At 59.3% G+C, this 16684-nt stretch carries 19 protein-coding genes and 1 tRNA gene; 5 read left to right on the top strand and 15 right to left on the bottom strand.

Translation table 11 applies throughout. From position 1 onward, the window contains the following. Window positions 1-6: 6 nt before the first annotated feature. Window positions 7-765, bottom strand: a complete 759-nt coding sequence (locus TG4357_RS11410) for a DUF1013 domain-containing protein (RefSeq protein ID WP_058263031.1) — start codon at window positions 763-765, stop codon at window positions 7-9. Between the two features lie 125 nt (window positions 766-890). Here TG4357_RS11410 and TG4357_RS11405 point away from each other — a divergent pair, with 125 nt between their 5' ends. After that, complete coding sequence (locus tag TG4357_RS11405; RefSeq protein WP_058263030.1) at window positions 891-1529, top strand: ribonuclease T2 family protein; 639 nt, start codon at window positions 891-893, stop codon at window positions 1527-1529. A gap of 2 nt (window positions 1530-1531) precedes the next feature. Here TG4357_RS11405 and TG4357_RS11400 read toward each other — a convergent pair whose 3' ends face one another. The 3 genes from TG4357_RS11400 to TG4357_RS11390 all read right to left on the bottom strand — a co-directional run bounded on the left by TG4357_RS11400 (window position 1532) and on the right by TG4357_RS11390 (window position 3795). Beyond that, window positions 1532-1870: an H-NS histone family protein gene (locus TG4357_RS11400; RefSeq protein ID WP_425329296.1), complete on the bottom strand. Its 339-nt coding sequence runs from the start codon at window positions 1868-1870 to the stop codon at window positions 1532-1534. 232 nt (window positions 1871-2102) lie between these two features. Beyond that, complete coding sequence (locus tag TG4357_RS11395) at window positions 2103-3086, bottom strand: NAD(P)H-quinone oxidoreductase (RefSeq protein WP_058263028.1); 984 nt, start codon at window positions 3084-3086, stop codon at window positions 2103-2105. Between the two features lie 22 nt (window positions 3087-3108). Continuing rightward, window positions 3109-3795 carry a COQ9 family protein gene (locus TG4357_RS11390; protein WP_058263027.1) on the bottom strand — a complete coding sequence of 229 codons (687 nt, stop codon included), beginning with the start codon at window positions 3793-3795 and terminating at the stop codon, window positions 3109-3111. A gap of 109 nt (window positions 3796-3904) precedes the next feature. Here TG4357_RS11390 and rpsU point away from each other — a divergent pair, with 109 nt between their 5' ends. Next, window positions 3905-4111 (top strand): 30S ribosomal protein S21, encoded by a 207-nt coding sequence (rpsU, locus tag TG4357_RS11385; RefSeq protein ID WP_058263026.1) that lies wholly within the window; start codon window positions 3905-3907, stop codon window positions 4109-4111. A gap of 352 nt (window positions 4112-4463) precedes the next feature. On the opposite strand, the gene TG4357_RS11380 is transcribed toward rpsU, so the two are convergent. The 4 genes from TG4357_RS11380 to TG4357_RS11365 form a co-directional block, all read right to left on the bottom strand. Further along, on the bottom strand, window positions 4464-5018 hold the full coding sequence (locus TG4357_RS11380; protein WP_058263025.1) for a flavodoxin family protein: 555 nt from the start codon (window positions 5016-5018) through the stop codon (window positions 4464-4466). 4 nt (window positions 5019-5022) lie between these two features. After that, window positions 5023-6612 (bottom strand): GMC family oxidoreductase, encoded by a 1590-nt coding sequence (locus tag TG4357_RS11375; RefSeq protein ID WP_058263024.1) that lies wholly within the window; start codon window positions 6610-6612, stop codon window positions 5023-5025. 83 nt (window positions 6613-6695) lie between these two features. Further along, window positions 6696-7109 carry a hypothetical protein gene (locus tag TG4357_RS11370; protein ID WP_058263023.1) on the bottom strand — a complete coding sequence of 138 codons (414 nt, stop codon included), beginning with the start codon at window positions 7107-7109 and terminating at the stop codon, window positions 6696-6698. An 84-nt stretch (window positions 7110-7193) separates the two neighbouring features. Then, complete coding sequence (locus TG4357_RS11365; RefSeq protein WP_058263022.1) at window positions 7194-7652, bottom strand: Lrp/AsnC family transcriptional regulator; 459 nt, start codon at window positions 7650-7652, stop codon at window positions 7194-7196. Between the two features lie 135 nt (window positions 7653-7787). Between TG4357_RS11365 and ald the strand changes: the two genes are divergently transcribed. Continuing rightward, window positions 7788-8903 carry an alanine dehydrogenase gene (ald, locus tag TG4357_RS11360; RefSeq protein ID WP_058263021.1) on the top strand — a complete coding sequence of 372 codons (1116 nt, stop codon included), beginning with the start codon at window positions 7788-7790 and terminating at the stop codon, window positions 8901-8903. A gap of 148 nt (window positions 8904-9051) precedes the next feature. Here the strand turns inward: ald and mscL are convergent, their stop codons facing one another. Further along, window positions 9052-9486 (bottom strand): large conductance mechanosensitive channel protein MscL, encoded by a 435-nt coding sequence (gene mscL, locus TG4357_RS11355; protein ID WP_058263020.1) that lies wholly within the window; start codon window positions 9484-9486, stop codon window positions 9052-9054. Window positions 9487-9636: 150 nt separating this feature from the next. Between mscL and TG4357_RS11350 the strand changes: the two genes are divergently transcribed. Next, complete coding sequence (locus TG4357_RS11350) at window positions 9637-10335, top strand: glutathione S-transferase family protein (RefSeq protein WP_058263019.1); 699 nt, start codon at window positions 9637-9639, stop codon at window positions 10333-10335. 84 nt (window positions 10336-10419) lie between these two features. Here TG4357_RS11350 and TG4357_RS11345 read toward each other — a convergent pair. From TG4357_RS11345 to TG4357_RS11335, 3 genes are all read right to left on the bottom strand, one after another. Beyond that, window positions 10420-10495 (bottom strand) — tRNA-Trp (locus TG4357_RS11345). Window positions 10496-10551: 56 nt separating this feature from the next. Continuing rightward, a complete protein-coding gene (locus tag TG4357_RS11340; protein ID WP_058263018.1) occupies window positions 10552-11229 on the bottom strand; it encodes a CatB-related O-acetyltransferase in 678 nt (225 codons plus the stop codon). Between the two features lie 490 nt (window positions 11230-11719). Further along, entirely contained in the window at window positions 11720-12706 is a 987-nt protein-coding gene (locus TG4357_RS11335; protein WP_058263017.1) for a zinc transporter ZntB, read from the bottom strand. Between the two features lie 250 nt (window positions 12707-12956). On the opposite strand from TG4357_RS11335, the gene TG4357_RS11330 reads away from it, so the two are divergent. Further along, window positions 12957-13241 carry a hypothetical protein gene (locus TG4357_RS11330; RefSeq protein ID WP_058263016.1) on the top strand — a complete coding sequence of 95 codons (285 nt, stop codon included), beginning with the start codon at window positions 12957-12959 and terminating at the stop codon, window positions 13239-13241. A gap of 50 nt (window positions 13242-13291) precedes the next feature. On the opposite strand, the gene TG4357_RS11325 is transcribed toward TG4357_RS11330, so the two are convergent. The 3 genes from TG4357_RS11325 to TG4357_RS11315 form a co-directional block, all read right to left on the bottom strand. Then, entirely contained in the window at window positions 13292-13957 is a 666-nt protein-coding gene (locus TG4357_RS11325; protein ID WP_058263015.1) for a L,D-transpeptidase, read from the bottom strand. Between the two features lie 221 nt (window positions 13958-14178). Beyond that, window positions 14179-16143 carry a bifunctional 2',3'-cyclic-nucleotide 2'-phosphodiesterase/3'-nucleotidase gene (locus TG4357_RS11320; RefSeq protein WP_058263014.1) on the bottom strand — a complete coding sequence of 655 codons (1965 nt, stop codon included), beginning with the start codon at window positions 16141-16143 and terminating at the stop codon, window positions 14179-14181. Between the two features lie 212 nt (window positions 16144-16355). Further along, window positions 16356-16684, bottom strand: a 329-nt coding sequence (locus TG4357_RS11315) for an EF-Tu C-terminal domain-related protein (protein ID WP_497986785.1), incomplete at its 5' end; no start/stop codon positions are given.

The following is a 16684-nucleotide window of genomic DNA, read 5'->3' as shown; positions in this document are numbered from 1 at the left end:
TAAAAATCAGGGCTGTTTGTCTTCGTCTTCGTCTTCGTCCTTGCTGGCAGGAACCTTGAACAGGCTTTCGGCGTCATACACCGCTTCCTTCTCTTCCTCGTCCTCGTCATCGTCTTTCAGACTGAACGTTTCCAACCCTTCGATGGCGGTCGGCATCTTCGGTGCGTCTTCCATCGACAACGACTGTTCGGTGCTGACCAGCTTGCGGCGCTCGTCATCGTTCATCACCACGCCTTCGGCTTGGCGCTTGGCCACGGCCTTCTGCACGGCAGCGTCCAGTTCGGATTGCTTGCACAGCCCCAAAGCCACCGGATCGACCGGCTGAATATTACCGATATTCCAATGGGTGCGATCCCGGATTGCCTGAATCGTCGGCTTGGTGGTGCCGACCAATTTGGAAATCTGGCCATCCGACAATTCGGGATGGAATTTCACCAACCAATAGATCGATGCCGGACGGTCCTGACGTTTGGACAGCGGCGTATAACGCGGCCCGCGACGTTTTTCCTCGCCCACGGCGGACGGGTTGAACTTCAGCTTCACCTTGTGCAGCGGGTTCTTTTCGGCCAGGTCGATTTCTTCCTGGGTCAACTGATTATTGGCGACCGGATCGAATCCCTTGACGCCCGTTGCCACATCGCCATCGGCGATGCCCTGGATTTCCAGCTCGTGCATACCGACGAAATCGGCAATCTGTTTGAAACTGATTGTGGTGTTATCAATCAGCCAGACGGCGGTCGCTCTCGCCATGATCGGTTTGGTCATAGCATATCTCCTTAACTCAAATCTTCCCCGTTGCCTGAAACAGGCGGTCCCTGATAGGGGACAGGTTACCGTGTTGGGGAACTTGTCGCATATATAGTGCCAACCGTTGGATAAGGAAAGAGTGAATGCGCAAACGCCTGCTGAGCCTGATCTTCACCCTCGTCGCCGCCGCCGCCAGTGCCGAAGACGACCGGCCCGGCGCATTCGACTATTACGTGCTTTCGCTCAGCTGGTCGCCCAGCTGGTGCGCGCTCGAAGGCGATGCGCGCCGCTCACCGCAATGCAACGACAACGCAGATTACGGCTGGGTGCTGCACGGGCTCTGGCCGCAATACCATCGCGGCTGGCCCTCTTATTGCCGCACGACACAGCCGCACCCGACCCGGCAAATGAGCGCGGAAATGGCCGATATCATGGGCAGTTCCGGCCTCGCCTGGTATCAGTGGAAAAAGCACGGCGTGTGTTCCGGCCTGACCGCTGCCGCCTATTACGATCTGGCCCGGCGCGCCTATGACAGCCTGACCCGCCCGGCGATATTCCGCAAACTGGACAGGCCCGTCACCTTGCCGGCGAAAGTGGTGGAAGACGCCTTTCTCAAGGCCAATCCCGACTTGGAACCCGACATGTTGACCATCACCTGCAAAGATGGCCGCATTCAAGAAGCCCGCCTTTGCCTGTCAAAAACCCTGACCCCGGTGCCCTGCGGCCGCGATATCGTCAAGGATTGCAGTCTGAAAAACGCTCTGTTCGATCCGATCCGCTAGGATCAGATCGTCAGATCCTCGGCGCTTTTGCCCGCCTCGATTGCGGCCAGAAACCAAGCGGGGCGACGGCCCTTTCCGGTCCAGGTCTGTTCGGGATTTTCCGGGTTGCGGTATTTGGCAACTCCGGCGGGTTTGATCGTCTTCTTGCCCATGACAGCGGTCAATTCCGTCAGGGTAAAACCCATTTCCTTGGCTTTATCTTCCAATTCGGCAAGAGCCGCCTTCTTTTTGCGGTCATCATAGGTCTCAATTGCCTTCGCCACCTTTTTGTGCAGCGCCTTCAATTCGGCAATCGAATACTCGGACAACTCTTCAACACTCATATTTACAAGATCAGACATAGTTGCTCCTACTCGACTAAATAGATGTATTTAAAAAACAGAAAAAAACGCCGGCCACAATGAGATAAGCAAATAGAAAAGCCGTCTATTGATCAAATTCTGGCAAATAACATCTTATAATAGTACCACAAAAATAAAACGAAACCAATGGCGGTCTATTGGTCGCTTTATTAGGCACGATTTAATGAACCGGCGGCCGCAGAAAAAACAAGGCGCGGCCGCCGGGCCTGAATCAGCCGACTTTCAGCACGATCTTGCCGATATGGCCGCTGCTTTCCATTCTGGCATGGGCCCCGGCCGCATCGGCCAGATCGAATTCACTGTCCATGATCGGCCCGATTTTCCCGGCATCCAGCAACGGCCAGACATTTTCCAGCAGGCTTTCAGCGATTCTCGCCTTGGCCAGATCGCTTTGCGGCCGCAATGTCGACCCGGTGATGGTCAGCCGGCGGGTCATCACTTGGGCGAAATTCAACTCGGCCTTGGGGCCTTGCAGGAACGCGATCTGCACCAACCGGCCATCATCGGCCAAGGCGCGCAGGTTGCGCGGAATATACAAGCCCCCCACCATGTCGAGGATCAGATCCGCCCCGCCTTCCGCGCGCATCACCTCGACGAAATCCTCGTCATTATAGATAATGGTGCGCTCTGCCCCCAACCGGGCACAGGCGGAGGCCTTGTCTTGACTGCCGACGGTGACGAAAACCCGCGCGCCGAATTCACGCGCCAATTGGATCGCGGTGGTGCCGATCCCCGACGATCCGCCATGGATCAGAAACCTTTCGCCCGCTTTCAACCCGCCGCGCTGAAACACATTGGACCAGACGGTGAAATAGGTTTCGCACAGGCAGGCCGCCTCTTTCATCCCCATGTCTTTGGGCACCGGCAGGCAATGCGCCGCCGGGGTGGCCACATATTCGGCATAGCCGCCACCGGGCAGCAGGGCGCAGACCGGGTCTCCGATCGCCCAGCCACTAACCCCTTCGCCCAGCGCCACGATTTCACCCGAGGCTTCCAGCCCGGGCAGATCGCTGGCGGTGGGGGGCGGCGCATAGGCCCCGGCGCGCTGCAACGCATCGGGCCGGTTGACCCCGGCATAGGCCACCTTGATCACCACCTGCCCCGGTTGGGCCTGCGGCATCGGCCGGTCACAGATTTTCAACACCTCCGGTCCGCCCGGTTTGGTGATTTCGACCGCGCGCATGGTCTCTGACATCTCGCTCTCCTTCGATATTCGCTTATTTCTTACCCGGCCATCGGCCCGGCATGTCCTGTCGGCCCATCCCCGGTGCCTTGATCTGATCCAGCACCGCCATCGGCCCCGCCAAAACCCCGCTCAGCAGCTTGTTGTCGCGAATTCCGGCCTTGGTTTTTTCGAACTTCATCACATCGTCGATCCGCCGGTCCAGAAACTCCCACGTCGCCTGACAATCTGGCGTTTCATCGCCCAGCCAATACAGCACACACGATCCGTAAACCGCGCTCAGCGTGGCCCGTTTTGTGTACCAATTCACATCCGTCGAACTGTCGCCCAATGTGTCCCAGATCAACCCGGCCGTTTCCCACATCAATCGCATTCCGTCCGGCGCATGTTGCGGCATCGAAAACAGTGTCAGCCCGCGGCGCACCGCTTCCTTGTCCTCGACTGCCTCCAGCCGGTACCGCACGCCAAGGGCGATTCGGTCACGAAACCGCATCTCGGCCAGATCCGCCGTCGCCAGCCGTGCTGCCATCTGCGCATCGCCGCGCTTGTGAAACGCCACCGCCAGATCGACCGCGCCGCGCGGGCACAGCGCCCGTGCTACCGCCGGATCAATCCCTTCATCCGCCACGGCGGCGGCAAATGTCGCCTCCGTCCAACCATCAAAAGCCACGTGGATCAACGCGGCATCGAGCAAACGATCCTTCAGATCAGGCACAGTCATGGGCTCTCCTTTCGGGCTGGCTTCGGTGTAGACAAATAGAGCAAGCCTTGCTATAGGACCACCTCCTGCAACTCCATGCAACTCAACTTAGAAAGGTGGTGAAAACCACATGCAGGTTAGTGTTCGCGACAACAATGTCGATCAGGCGCTCCGTGCCCTGAAGAAAAAGCTGCAGCGTGAAGGCGTCTTCCGCGAAATGAAGCTCAAGCAACATTTCGAGAAACCGTCCGTCAAAAAAGCGCGCGAGAAAGCTGAAGCCGTTCGCCGTGCCCGTAAACTGGCACGCAAGAAAGCCCAGCGCGAAGGTATGCTGTAAGGCCCTTCTCGAAAGCTTGAACATGCAAGTTCCGACGACCCCCGCGGCTTCGCCCGGGGGGTTGTCATTTTAAGGGGCGCGCTAATGTGCGCTCCTTTTTATATGGCGGCCTTGCAGGCCGCGCCGCCTCCGGCGGGAGTATTTCGGCCAAGAAGAAACCCATTCACGCGCCATTAACGTGAATGCGCGATCCTCACCGGGCGGTACAGGCTGGAGAGCCGATGACCGCCCAAGGAGAAGCCGCCTTGCCCAGCCGGGGCCACGCGCATCCGGTCGGGCAAGGCGCACCTTGTTGTTTCTTCTTGGAAAAAATACTCAAATCCAACCGCAACCCAGATCCGCCCCCGGTCAATCAGGCGCTCCAGCGGTGCACCGCACGGGCGATACGCCCACCGAACCGGCGGGCCGTTTCCAGGTCGCCCGATTGTACCATCAGCGTCTTGTCGCGCGAACTGGTCGCGGTCAGCCCCAGCCAGGCACCGCTGGCATTGATACCGGGATTGGCGGCATCAACCGGCGCGCCGATCTGATCCTGCCCGACCCAGATCATGCCGTGCTGGGCGGCAAACACCGTCAGCTGGATCAGCGTGGCAAGCTTGTCTCCGCCGGGAAAGGTCGCCACCGTGAACCCCGCCGCCAATTTGTCTGCCCAGACCTGATCGGTCCAGCGGTCACTGGTCTGATCCATGAAGCTTTTGAACTCCGCCGCAGCACTGCCCATATAGGTCGGGGTTCCGAACAGGATCGCATCTGCCGTGTCCAAGGCCAGCCAGTCCGCTTCGGTCATCGCCGCGACATCGACCAACCGGGTGTCGCAGCCCGATTCGACGGCGGCCGCTGCAATCGTTTCGGCCAACCGCGCGGTATGGCGGTTACCGCTGAAATAGCTGATGACGAGAGTCCCCATGGAATTATCCTCGCGCGTCTTGCAAAATCATGTCGCTGGCCTTTTCGGCGATCATGATCGTCGGTGAATTGGTGTTGCCGCTGGTGATCGTCGGCATCACCGAACAGTCGACCACACGCAGCCCCTCGATCCCGCGCAGCCGCAGCCGGGGATCAAGCGGCGCCGTTTCATCCGCCCCCATATGCACGGTGCCCGAAGGGTGGAAAATGGTGGTCCCAACATCGCCCGCCGCCCGCGCCAATTCCACATCGCTGACCGCAGTCAGCCCCGGTTTCATTTCCTCGGGCGCGTATTTCGCCATCGGCGATTGCTCCATCACGTGCCGCGCCAACCGTATCGCGTTGACCGCCGTCTGCCGGTCGCCCTCGGTGGCCAGGTAATTCGGCGCGATTTTCGGCTTTGCCTTGGGATCGGGCGAGGTGATTTCGACCACGCCCCGGCTTTCGGGGCGCAGATTGCAGACGCTGGCGGTCATCGCCGGGAAATCGTGCAGCGGCTGACCGAATGCTTCCAGCGTCAGCGGCTGAACATGAAATTCCAGGTCCGGGGTGGCCAGATCCGGCCGCGATTTGGCAAACGCGCCCAGTTGCGACGGCGCCATCGACATCGGCCCGGACCGTTTCAGCGCGTATTCCAGCCCGATCTTCGCTTTGCCCCACAGGCTGTTTGCCATCGTGTTCAGCGTCTTCGCCCCCTGCAGTTTCCACGCGCAGCGCAATTGCAGATGATCCTGCAAATTGGCGCCGATCCGGGCATTGTCGTGCCGCGTCTCGATGCCATTGCGTTGCAGCACCGCGCCTGGGCCGATGCCGGACAATTGCAGGATCTGCGGCGAACCGATCGCCCCCGCCGACAGGATCACTTCGCCCGCCGCGCGGGCGGTCTTGACCACGCCGCCCTGTTCATATTCCACCCCGACACAGCGCCCGTCTTCGATCAGCACCCGCCGCGTATGGGCATGGGTTTCAACCTTTAGCGCCTGCCCCTTGGTCGATCGCAGAAACGCCCGCGCCGTGTTCATCCGCCAACCGCGTTTCTGATTGACCCGGAAGTATCCAACACCTTCATTGTTGCCAGTGTTGAAATCCGTCACCTTGGGTATTCCGGCACCGGCGGCGGCCTCCATCCAGTCGTCCAGAACATCCCAGTGCAGCCGCTGATTATCGACCCGCCATTCGCCGCCCGCGCCGTGCATGTCGCTGGGCCCGTCGACGTAATCTTCGGATTTCTTGAAATAGGGCAGGACATCGTCCCAGCCCCATCCGGTATTGCCCATCTGCCGCCAACCGTCATAATCGGCGGCTTGGCCGCGCAGGTACAGCATCCCGTTGATCGACGAACAGCCCCCCAGAACCTTGCCGCGCGGGTAAATCAATGACCGCCCGTTCAACCCCGGTTCCGCAGCGGTTTGGAACATCCAGTCGGTGCGCGGATTGCCGATGCAATACAGATACCCCATCGGGATATGGACCCAGTGATAGGCATCCGATCCGCCCGCTTCCAGCAGCAGCACCTTTTTGCCCGCATCCGCCAGCCGCTTGGCCACCACGCAACCGGCACTGCCGGCCCCGACGATGATGTAATCCCACTGCATCCCTGCCCCCCCCTTTTGCGGGCAGAATGGGACATACCGGACGGTTTGACAATGCCGGGCAAACCACTCGGCCGGGCGGCGGATCAGTAGAAACCGCAATCCTGGCTTGGCCGGCTGGACGTATGGAAAAACCGGGGCTGACCGGATTTGCCATGATCGTCATACCAGCCGGTCAGATCAAAATCGGGGGTCCAGATCACCCGCGTCGCATTGCCGTCGTGATTGGTCCCTTCAAACACGATGGTGCCACACCTGCCGTTGCAATCGTCACAGCGGATCACCATCGCCTGCTGAATCCGCCCGACATGCCAACACAGTTCAAAAATCCCGCCGGGACCGAAATGCCACGCCATTTCATCCCCGTCGCGGACCGCAATGATCAACCGGGTGCTGTTGCCGGGCCGTGTATCAAACCGGCTCAGCCCCGGGGCATGGGTCAGGTTCGGGCCGGACGATATCCCGAATTGACCATCCTTGGCATAAACCAGGAACGACATGTCAGCCTCCTTTCTGGAAACCTGACATAGCGGGCAGCGATTAACGGCCCGTTAGCGCCGACCGAAAACCGCTGAAAATTTGGTTTAAACCGGCAATGCGGTGGTCTTGAACACGGTTCGCAGCGCGAAGCTGGATTGCATCTGCGCCACGGCGGGCAGCCGTGACAGGTGCTGGCGATGGATGCGGGCGAAATCTTCGGTGCTTTCGGCGACCACTTTCAGGATGTAATCCGCCGTCCCTGCCATCAGGTGGCATTCCAAAACGTCCGGGATTCGCGACACCGCCTTTTCAAACGCGTCCAGTACCTCGTCGGCCTGCGCCTGCAAGGTGATTTCCACGAACACTGTGGTCGACACCCCGATCTTGCGCGGGTCAAGCAGCGCGACGTAATCGCGGATATAGCCATCCGCCTCCAACCGCTGTACCCGGCGATGACAAGCCGAAGGCGACAGGTTCACTTGTTCCGACAGATCGGCATTGGAAATGCGCCCCTTGCGCTGCAACACGGTCAGAATACGGCGATCTGTCTGATCCAACGCCATTGATGCACGATCCTTCGCAATATTATTCGATTCTTCGAATAATATTCACATCTTTCGTTGAATTACGACCCGAATTTCAACCCTTTTGCAGAAATGATGCGACATCCTACCTTTGATCCTAGGAGGAAACAGATCATGAAACTCGGCTGCCCCAAAGAAATCAAACCACAGGAATTTCGCGTCGGGATGACCCCGAACGCGGCCCGCGAAGCCATCGCGCACGGCCATCAGGTGGTCATCGAAAAAGACGCGGGCGTCGGATCGGGCTTTCCCGACAGCGACTATATCGAAGCCGGGGCCGCGATCCTCGACACCGCTGCGGAAATCTTTGCCACCGCCGACATGATCGTCAAGGTCAAGGAACCGCAGGCGGCAGAACGCAAGATGCTACGCGAAGGCCAACTGCTGTTCACCTATCTGCACCTCGCCCCCGACCCCGACCAGACCCATGATCTGCTGGCCTCCGGCTGTACTGCCATCGCCTATGAAACCGTGACCGACCCGCGCGGCGGCTTGCCCCTGCTGGCGCCGATGTCCGAAGTCGCGGGCAAATTGGCGCCGCAGGTCGGTGCCTGGACCCTGCAAAAGGCCAATGGCGGCCGTGGCGTGTTGATGGGCGGCGTGCCCGGCGTCCGTCCGGCCCATGTCGTGGTGATCGGCGGAGGTGTCGTCGGCACCCATGCGGCGCGGATCGCTGCCGGAATGGGCGCGGATGTGACCGTGCTGGACATGTCGCTGCCCCGACTGCGCTATCTCGATGACAGCTTCCGTGGCGAATTCAAAACCTCCTACGCGTCTCAGGGCACGACCGCCGAACTGGTCGCGGCGGCCGATATGGTGATTGGTGCGGTCCTGATCCCCGGTGCCGCCGCCCCCAAACTGGTCAGCCGTGAACAGCTTTCGACGATGAAACCCGGCGCGGCCATCGTCGATGTCGCCATCGATCAGGGCGGCTGTTTTGAAACCTCCCATGCGACCACCCATGAAAGCCCGATCTACGACGTGGATGGGATCATGCATTATTGCGTCGCCAATATGCCCGGCGCGGTCGCCCGCACCTCGACCATCGCGCTTGGCAACGCCACCATGCCGTTCATGCTGGCGCTGGCCGACAAGGGTTGGAAACAAGCCTGCGCCGACGATCCCCACCTGCTGGCGGGCTTGAACGTCCACGCGGGCCAACTGACCTATGCCGCAGTGGGCAAGGCGTTGGGCCTTGACGTGACCGCGCCGCAACTGCTGGTCCAATAACACCAAGTCACCTTGCACCTTTGGTGCATCCTCCCTCGCCCGGCAGGTTCCCCTTCCCTGTCGGGCGTTTTTTATCTGCAGCCCCGTTCAAACGAAAAACGGCCCGCCAAATGGCAGGCCGCTCCAACTCCAATGGCTGTGCCTATGCTCAGCCTTTGTTCAGCGCGTCGCGGATTTCCAACAACACGTCCAGTTCGTTCGGACCCGCCGGGGCTTCTTCGACCGGGGCTTCCTCTGCCTTGGTCGCGGCATCCTTGGCCTTGTTGACCATGCGGATCAACATGAAGACGACAAAAGCAATGATCAGGAAATTGATCACCGCCATGATGAAACTGCCATAGGCAAACACCGATGCCCCGGCTTCGCGCGCGGCCTCAAGGCTGGCTCCGGCGGCGACATCCCCGGACAAAACCGCATAATTGTTGGTGAAATCCACCCCGCCGGTGAACAACCCGATGATCGGATTGATCAGATCGGCCACCATCGATTTCACGATCGCGGTAAAGGCCGCGCCGATGATGATCCCGACCGCCATGTCCATGACATTGCCCTTGGCTATGAAATCCTTAAATTCCTTGATCATGATATCCCTCTCTTTTTTCAAAACTTGGCACGATCACCCCCGGCGCCGTGCGTGAATTCACCTTAGATACGGTCCATTGTCACAACCAAGTATCTTTTTATCCGGGAAAATCTGTCTATTTTCCCCCCAAGCGCACGCAAAGGAGCCGACATGACCTTTCCCGACGATTTCCCGATCGCCCAAAAATGGCCCGCCAAGGACCCTTCGGTTCTGCAACTCTATTCCTTTCCCACCCCGAACGGCGTCAAGATTTCCATCATGCTGGAAGAAATCGGCCTGCCCTATGAAGCGCATAAAGTGACCTTGTCGGATGCGGATGTGAAATCACCCGAATTCCTGTCGCTCAATCCGAACAATAAAATCCCCGCGATCATCGACCCGGACGGGCCGGGCGGTGAACCGTTTGCCTTGTGGGAATCCGGGGCGATCCTGATCTATCTGGCGGAAAAAACCGGCCAATTGCTGCCCACCGACTCGGCGGAACGCTACAAGGTGATCCAGTGGCTGATGTTTCAGATGGGCGGCGTCGGCCCGATGTTCGGGCAGCTGGGCTTTTTCTTCAAATTCGCCGGCAGCGCGGTCCAAGACCCGATTCCACGCGACCGCTACATCGCCGAAACCAAGCGCCTGCTGAACGTGATCGAAGGTCAACTCGACGGTCAGGACTGGATTTGCGGCACATTTTCGATTGCCGACATCGCTCTGGGTGGCTGGCTCAGGGCGCTGGAAATATATGGCGCACGCGATACCGTCGGCTGGACCGGTTACCCCAACACCGTGGCCTATCTTGACCGTTTCCTCGCCCGCCCGGCGGTACAGCGCGGCCTGAACATCCCGCCTCGCGACTAGACTTGCAGCCAGCCCGGACACGGCGCAGCGCTGCCGGGCAGGCTGCAAGCGCAACCATTCGTCGACACGTTGTTCAAAGGAAATTGGCAGGGGCATCAGGGTTCGAACCCGAGACCTACGGTTTTGGAGACCGTCGCTCTACCAGCTGAGCTATACCCCTAAGGCCGACGTTTGACTATGACAGCCGACGACCAAGATCAAGACCCTTTTCACCCATCAAGGTGAATTCGGTCCTTCCCGATACCGCGCCACCGCGTCCTGCAATCCCACAACATCAGCCGAGGCAAGAACCGGCAAAATCGCCCGGATCTGATCCAGTTCCAGATCCCACCAACGCAGCCGCAACAACAGCGCCGTCACCTGTTGTGAAAACCGCCGCCGGATCGGTTCGGCCGGGTTGCCGCCCATCACCATGTAAGGGTCGACATCGCGGCGCACCACGGCCCCGGCACCGATGATCGCGCCATCGCCCACCGTGACCCCGGGCAGAATCATCGCATTATGACCGATCCAGACATCATTGCCGATCACCGTGTCGCGCCCGGTGCCGAATTCTTCGGCATAAAGATCCATGCAATCGTGGTTGAACACCGCGAAAGGATAGGCGCTGAACCAGCGTTTCGGATGATCTGCAGACGAGGTGATGAACCGCGTCCCGTGGGCGAATTGGCCGAATTTTCCGATGATCAAAGTTTCCGGCGCCCCCGGATGCAGGTAGGGCGCAATCCGGGCCGCGTAATCATCGACCGGGTCAAAATCGTTATAATAGGTGAAATCGCCGATCCGCATATTCGGATGGTCGATCACTTGGGCAAGCCAGACAGTATTGGGATAAGAAGTGCCATCCGGCAGGCGGATCGGATGACGCAACGAAGCATCAAGGAAATCGGGCATAACAGCGCTCCAATCATCATGAATTGAAAGTGATGGGTCGGATAGGACTGTTATATGTTCACGGCACCCTCCATGGCTTGCCCGCAAACTAGCCCAGCGCAGCGCGCCCGGCAATGTCAAAGCTCTTGGCAGACTTGCCGGCGATGCGGTTGATTGATGGTCGATCCCGATGCCCGGCTGCGGCCATGACCCAAAAGACAATCGTCACCATAATCCGATGGGGCCGAAAAACTCGATACCGGAGCCCGAGGTGCCGTTCGCGCCGAAACCGGCCGAAAATCCTGCGCACTCTTTTGCGGCCGCAACACGAAATCCGTGATCGCAGTCAGAACCGAGAAGGCCCTCATGGGGCTGGAAGTCGTCGCATTCAAAAAATTCATCTGCCCTGTCTCGTAATATCGAACCAGGTTCAAATCTAGTTATTCAAAATGGCGGGAAAGCGGCGATGATGCGGCTCTTTAGGGCAAATTGATCGACCAAATGTCCCCCCTTACCCGCCGCCACCGATCCAGCGTAGCCGCCACAGCAGAACCAACTGCATCGCGAACAAACCGCCCATCGCCACGCACAGCCACAAAAACGCATGTTCCGCTCCGACACCGGGCATGCCGCCCACGTTGACCCCGAACAACCCGGTCAGGAACCCCAGCGGCAGGAAAATCGCCGACAGGATCGACAGCACGAACATGTTGCGATTCAGCCGGTCGGACAAATGGCCCGACATTTCTTCCCGTAAAACCGCCGCCTGTTCGCGCAGTTCTTCCATGTCTTCGACCACACGGGTCATTTTCAATGCTTCTTCTTCAATTTCCCGCCGCGTGATCGGGTCGATGAAATCCAGTTGCGCCTTGCTGATCGCCTCCAGCGCGGCGCGCTGCGGCACCAGAAAGCGCCGCGCGGCAATCACCTGCAACCGCAGATCAACCACGTCGCGGCCCAGACGATTGCTGGTTTCGGCAATCACCCGCTCTTCCAGATTCTCGGCTTTCAGATCAAGATCTTTCTGAAACTCGGCGATAAATCTGGTGATTGCCTCGACCAGCCAAACCAGGAATTCTTCGACGCTTTCGATCGCCGCACCGTCACGCAGGGTGGCGTCCATATCCGCGATCACATGCGAATTCTTGCGCGAAATCGTTATGATCCGATGCGCGTCGATCCACATCCGAATCGAAATCATGTCTTCCGGTTTCTCGCCCTCGTTCATATTGACCGACCGCAGGATCACCAACATGCCACTGCCAAGAATGCTGACGCGTGGCCGGGTATCGACATCCAGCAGCGCCTCGATCACCTGGGCATCGAGATAATCCAGATGCTGCGCGATCCAGTCCCCAGCGCCGGGATCGGTCCCGTCCAGATGCACCCAGGCCGGGGTTTCGTCCTGCAACACCCGCAACAGGGCGTCTTCACGCAGATTGTCCCCTTCATCGGGGCCGCTCAACGCATGGGCAAATTTCACGAAACGAGGCAACATCCTGTATCTCCGGTCGGGCCTGACAGAATCAGGATACAGGCCGCGCCCGCGCGATCAACCACGACGCAGCCAGATCCGGAAAATTGCAAGGAACCGCCCGGCCATGCGCTCCGTGCCGGATGCCTTGCGCCCACCGAACCAAACGTCCGTTCAAAATCGGGGCAGCCTGCATCAAACCGGCATCGGCTGGTTTTACATCCGGGCAAGAATACCTTAACCGAGAAGAACAAACATTTCGGAGATATCGTCAATGAAAGCTCGGGTTTGGATCATCGGATGCGCAACGGTGCTGGTTGCCGCCTGCGAAAACGGTCAAAGCAGCAGTTCGGAAGGTGGATTTTACAAAGAACTGCCCGAAGGCGTGCGCGCCATCGCGGCAACCAATCAGGATTTGACAGCCGTTCGAATTGACCCGGCAGACGGATGTTATGTCTATCGCTATGTTGGCCCTGTCGAAACGACATTCCTGCCGCTTCGCACCGCCGATGGCCGCCCGATCTGCAGCCGCGAACCCGACGCCGCCCCGGTGGGCTGACGGTTCGACACGCGTTTAAGGTTTTCAGCGAAAACCCCACCTCACCCGCGTTAGCTTTTCGCAGCGATCACTTCTTCCGGCGGATACAGCACCGCCGTGGACCCGGTGTTCACATGTTCATACAGATCATTGATATGGGGCATGATCATCCGCACACAGCCGGAACTGGCGCGCCCGCCGATCGATCTTGGGCTGGGCGAACCGTGAATGCGCAAGTAAGTGTCGCGATTTCCGACATAAAGATACAAAGCCCGCGATCCAAGCGGGTTTGACGGCCCGGCATTCATCCCGTCCGCATGTTGCGCATACAAGTCCGGGTCGCGTTTGATCATCGCGGGCGTCGGTGTCCATGTCGGCCACTTTGCCTTGCGCCGAATCGAATAGGTCCCCGCTTCGTAAAGATCCCCCCGCGCGATGGCGACGCCGTATCGCATCGCGGTGCCATTCTCGCGAATGTGATACAGATAGCGCGCCACCGCATCGACATGGATGTCCCCCGGCGTCAGGCCTTCATTGGCCTCGACCAGCCGCGGCAAGAACCGCGATCCGACCCCCCAAGGGTTGGACGTGCCGGGATCATACCCTTCTGGCGTCACTTGTGCGTCCCACGCCGACCACATTGATCTGTCAGATGTCGCGGCCGCTGCGGATGAAACTTCAAGCGGCGCTGAAAACAGCGCAGCCGCAGAAACAATAAAATGACGTTTGGTCAGCATGGTGTCACCTTCCTATTCTTCTGTCGACCTCGCAATATACGGTTGAAATGTAAAGTCTTGCGCGTCTCGGGACCAGTCAAATGCCTGTGTAACATATCAACGAGCCACTTCGCTATGCGATGCCACCGGCATGTTTGGCGATCCGTGTGGCGCGCTGTCCCTTTACATCTGGCAAGGGGCCACCGCCAAGGCGCCCCCTTGATCCGCTCTTGACCCGGAACTCACAGCTCGATGCGGAATCGGGCAAACCCGTCGGGGCCGTCGCCCGCCGGGGCGATCTTCACCCCTTGCACCTTGTCGGCATAGGCTGCCGCCTTGGGGCCGGTATCGAACAACACGCTGGTGCCCGGCATCGCCGCGAAGGTCCAATTGGCATCGGCCGAGGGGCTGATGGTGCCCTGTTCGACGATATAGCGCACGATCACGTCACGGTTGGTATCCGGCGCGGTCAGGATGGTGGTCGACCCGTCCGCCCCGGGAAACTTGCCACCGCCGCCAGCGCGGTAATTGTTGGTGGCAATGACGAATTTCGCCGCCATATCCAACGGCGCACCGTTGTAACTCAGGTTGACGATCCGGTTGGCCCCGGGATTGATCACAGCCCCATCAGTGTCGAATTTCGACGGCTGGCTCAGGTCGATCTGATATTCCACCCCGTCGATCACGTCGAAATTGTAACTGGGGAAGGACGGGTTCAGCAGCACCTGATCCGGTTTGCCCGGCTCGATCTGGTTGAAAATCCCCGCCGACCGTTCCAGCCAATCCTTGACCTGCTGGCCGCTGACCAGAACCGCGCGCGCGGTGTTGGGATACAGATACAGGTCGGCCACGTTCTTGATCGCCACATCGCCGACCGCCACGTCGGTATAATAATCCGGGCCACCCCGGCCCCCGGCCTTGAACGGGGCGGCCGCCGACAGGATCGGCAGGCCCTCATATTCGGTGCCTTCCAACATCTGAGCGACATACCATTCCTGCGCGATCGACACGATCTGCACCGATGGATCATCGGCCACCAGCGCGAAATAGCTGTGCAGCGGCGCATCGGTCTTGCCCACCGCGCGGCGCACATAGGACAGCGTTTCATCATGCTCCTGCGTTACCGCGCTCAGCACCATCGGTACGCTTTCCACCAACGCAGTGATCGACCGGTCCTCGTTCCGTTTGTAAATCGGCCGGGTTTCGACCGCGCTGGTCACCACCTGCCATGTGCCGCCGCTTTGTTCCAGCATCAGGTCGATCACGCCCAGATGTGATCCCCAATACCCGCCCATCACGGCCGGTTTGCCGTGGATCAGACCCTTGTCGGCATCCACCGCCGCATAATCGGCATAGGTCGGTGACGGGAACACCAGATGCGAATGCCCGGTCATCAGCGCGTCGATCCCATCGACCGCCGCCAGCGGCACCGACGCGTTTTCCATCCCGTCGCTATGCTCTGCCGATCCAATCCCCGAATGGCTCAGCGCGATGATGATATCGGCGCCCTTTTCCTTCATTTCCGGCACATAGGCTTTGGCGGTCTCGACGATATCGCGGGTGTTGACGTTGCCTTCCAGATGGCGACGATCCCAATTCATGATCTGCGGCGGCACGAACCCGATCAGCCCCACCTTGATCTGATGCGTATTGCCGGCCCCGTCGGTCAGTTCGCGGTCCAGGATCACATAGGGCGGTATCAGCGTGGTGTCGTCGCGCGGACCCGCGCCCATTTCCTTCACCACATTGGACGACACCACCGGGAAATTCGCCAGCGCCAGCGATTTCGACAAGAAATCCAGACCGTAGTTGAATTCGTGATTGCCCAGCGTCGAGGCATCGAATCCCAAAGTGTTCATCGCCGCGATCACCGGGTGCAGGTCGCCGTCCTTCATGCCCCGTTCATAGGCGATGTAATCGCCCATCGGGTTGCCTTGCAGGAAATCACCGTTATCAACCAGCATGCTGTTTGTGGCCTCGGCACGAACCGCCCCGATATGCGCCGCAGTACGGGCCAGACCGACCGTGTCGACCGGGCGATCCGAATAATAATCATACGGGAAAACATGCACATGCAGGTCGGTGGTTTCCATCACCCGCAGATGCGCCTGATTGGCCGCCGCGCGGGCGGAAAACGGATGCAGAACAATCAAACCGGCGCCGGCAGCCGCGCCTAGGAATTCACGCCTAGAGAAACTGGAAGTCATTTTGAAACCTCGTTCAGGCAATTGAGAATGCGATTGAAACCACTTCAAGATAACAAATCTATGACCAAGTGGTAAACTTTCTCGTCAAACCCTGCCGGTCAGCCGGATTTCGCTGTGCAGTCGCCCGGCTTCCCGGCGCAACCACGCCCGCCCGCAAATGACAAAGGGCCACCCAATGGACGGCCCTTTGCGAATTCTTCCAAGCGAAACGCTTAGGCGATGATCTTCGACACAACACCGGAACCGACCGTACGGCCGCCTTCACGGATGGCGAAACGCAGACCGTCTTCCATCGCGATCGGCGCGATCAGCTCGACGCCGAATTTCAGGTTGTCGCCCGGCATTACCATTTCGGTGCCTTCCGGCAGCGTCACGGTCCCGGTCACGTCGGTGGTCCGGAAATAGAACTGCGGACGGTAATTCGCGAAGAACGGGGTGTGACGGCCGCCTTCGTCCTTGGTCAGGATATAGACCTCGGCTTCGAATTTGGTATGCGGGTTCACCGATCCGGGCTTGCACAGAACCTGACCACGCTCAACCG

Source organism: Thalassovita gelatinovora, assembly GCF_001458355.1.
Classification (GTDB): domain Bacteria; phylum Pseudomonadota; class Alphaproteobacteria; order Rhodobacterales; family Rhodobacteraceae; genus Thalassobius; species Thalassobius gelatinovorus.
Note: the sequence above shows the minus strand (reverse complement) of the source record. Positions and strands in the feature narration are given on the sequence as shown.

What these genes read in the sequence shown, in the direction of transcription:
- ald (WP_058263021.1), top strand. Translation starts at nt 7,788, where the DNA reads ATGAAACTCGGCTGCCCCAAAGAAATCAAACCACAGGAATTTCGCGTC.
- TG4357_RS11335 (WP_058263017.1), bottom strand. Translation starts at nt 12,706, where the DNA reads ATGTTGCCTCGTTTCGTGAAATTTGCCCATGCGTTGAGCGGCCCCGAT.
- mscL (WP_058263020.1), bottom strand. Translation starts at nt 9,486, where the DNA reads ATGATCAAGGAATTTAAGGATTTCATAGCCAAGGGCAATGTCATGGAC.
- TG4357_RS11330 (WP_058263016.1), top strand. Translation starts at nt 12,957, where the DNA reads ATGAAAGCTCGGGTTTGGATCATCGGATGCGCAACGGTGCTGGTTGCC.
- TG4357_RS11370 (WP_058263023.1), bottom strand. Translation starts at nt 7,109, where the DNA reads ATGTCGTTCCTGGTTTATGCCAAGGATGGTCAATTCGGGATATCGTCC.
- TG4357_RS11375 (WP_058263024.1), bottom strand. Translation starts at nt 6,612, where the DNA reads ATGCAGTGGGATTACATCATCGTCGGGGCCGGCAGTGCCGGTTGCGTG.
- TG4357_RS11380 (WP_058263025.1), bottom strand. Translation starts at nt 5,018, where the DNA reads ATGGGGACTCTCGTCATCAGCTATTTCAGCGGTAACCGCCATACCGCG.
- TG4357_RS11410 (WP_058263031.1), bottom strand. Translation starts at nt 765, where the DNA reads ATGACCAAACCGATCATGGCGAGAGCGACCGCCGTCTGGCTGATTGAT.
- rpsU (WP_058263026.1), top strand. Translation starts at nt 3,905, where the DNA reads ATGCAGGTTAGTGTTCGCGACAACAATGTCGATCAGGCGCTCCGTGCC.
- TG4357_RS11405 (WP_058263030.1), top strand. Translation starts at nt 891, where the DNA reads ATGCGCAAACGCCTGCTGAGCCTGATCTTCACCCTCGTCGCCGCCGCC.
- TG4357_RS11320 (WP_058263014.1), bottom strand. Translation starts at nt 16,143, where the DNA reads ATGACTTCCAGTTTCTCTAGGCGTGAATTCCTAGGCGCGGCTGCCGGC.
- TG4357_RS11350 (WP_058263019.1), top strand. Translation starts at nt 9,637, where the DNA reads ATGACCTTTCCCGACGATTTCCCGATCGCCCAAAAATGGCCCGCCAAG.
- TG4357_RS11365 (WP_058263022.1), bottom strand. Translation starts at nt 7,652, where the DNA reads ATGGCGTTGGATCAGACAGATCGCCGTATTCTGACCGTGTTGCAGCGC.
- TG4357_RS11340 (WP_058263018.1), bottom strand. Translation starts at nt 11,229, where the DNA reads ATGCCCGATTTCCTTGATGCTTCGTTGCGTCATCCGATCCGCCTGCCG.
- TG4357_RS11390 (WP_058263027.1), bottom strand. Translation starts at nt 3,795, where the DNA reads ATGACTGTGCCTGATCTGAAGGATCGTTTGCTCGATGCCGCGTTGATC.
- TG4357_RS11395 (WP_058263028.1), bottom strand. Translation starts at nt 3,086, where the DNA reads ATGTCAGAGACCATGCGCGCGGTCGAAATCACCAAACCGGGCGGACCG.
- TG4357_RS11400 (WP_425329296.1), bottom strand. Translation starts at nt 1,870, where the DNA reads ATGTCTGATCTTGTAAATATGAGTGTTGAAGAGTTGTCCGAGTATTCG.
- TG4357_RS11325 (WP_058263015.1), bottom strand. Translation starts at nt 13,957, where the DNA reads ATGCTGACCAAACGTCATTTTATTGTTTCTGCGGCTGCGCTGTTTTCA.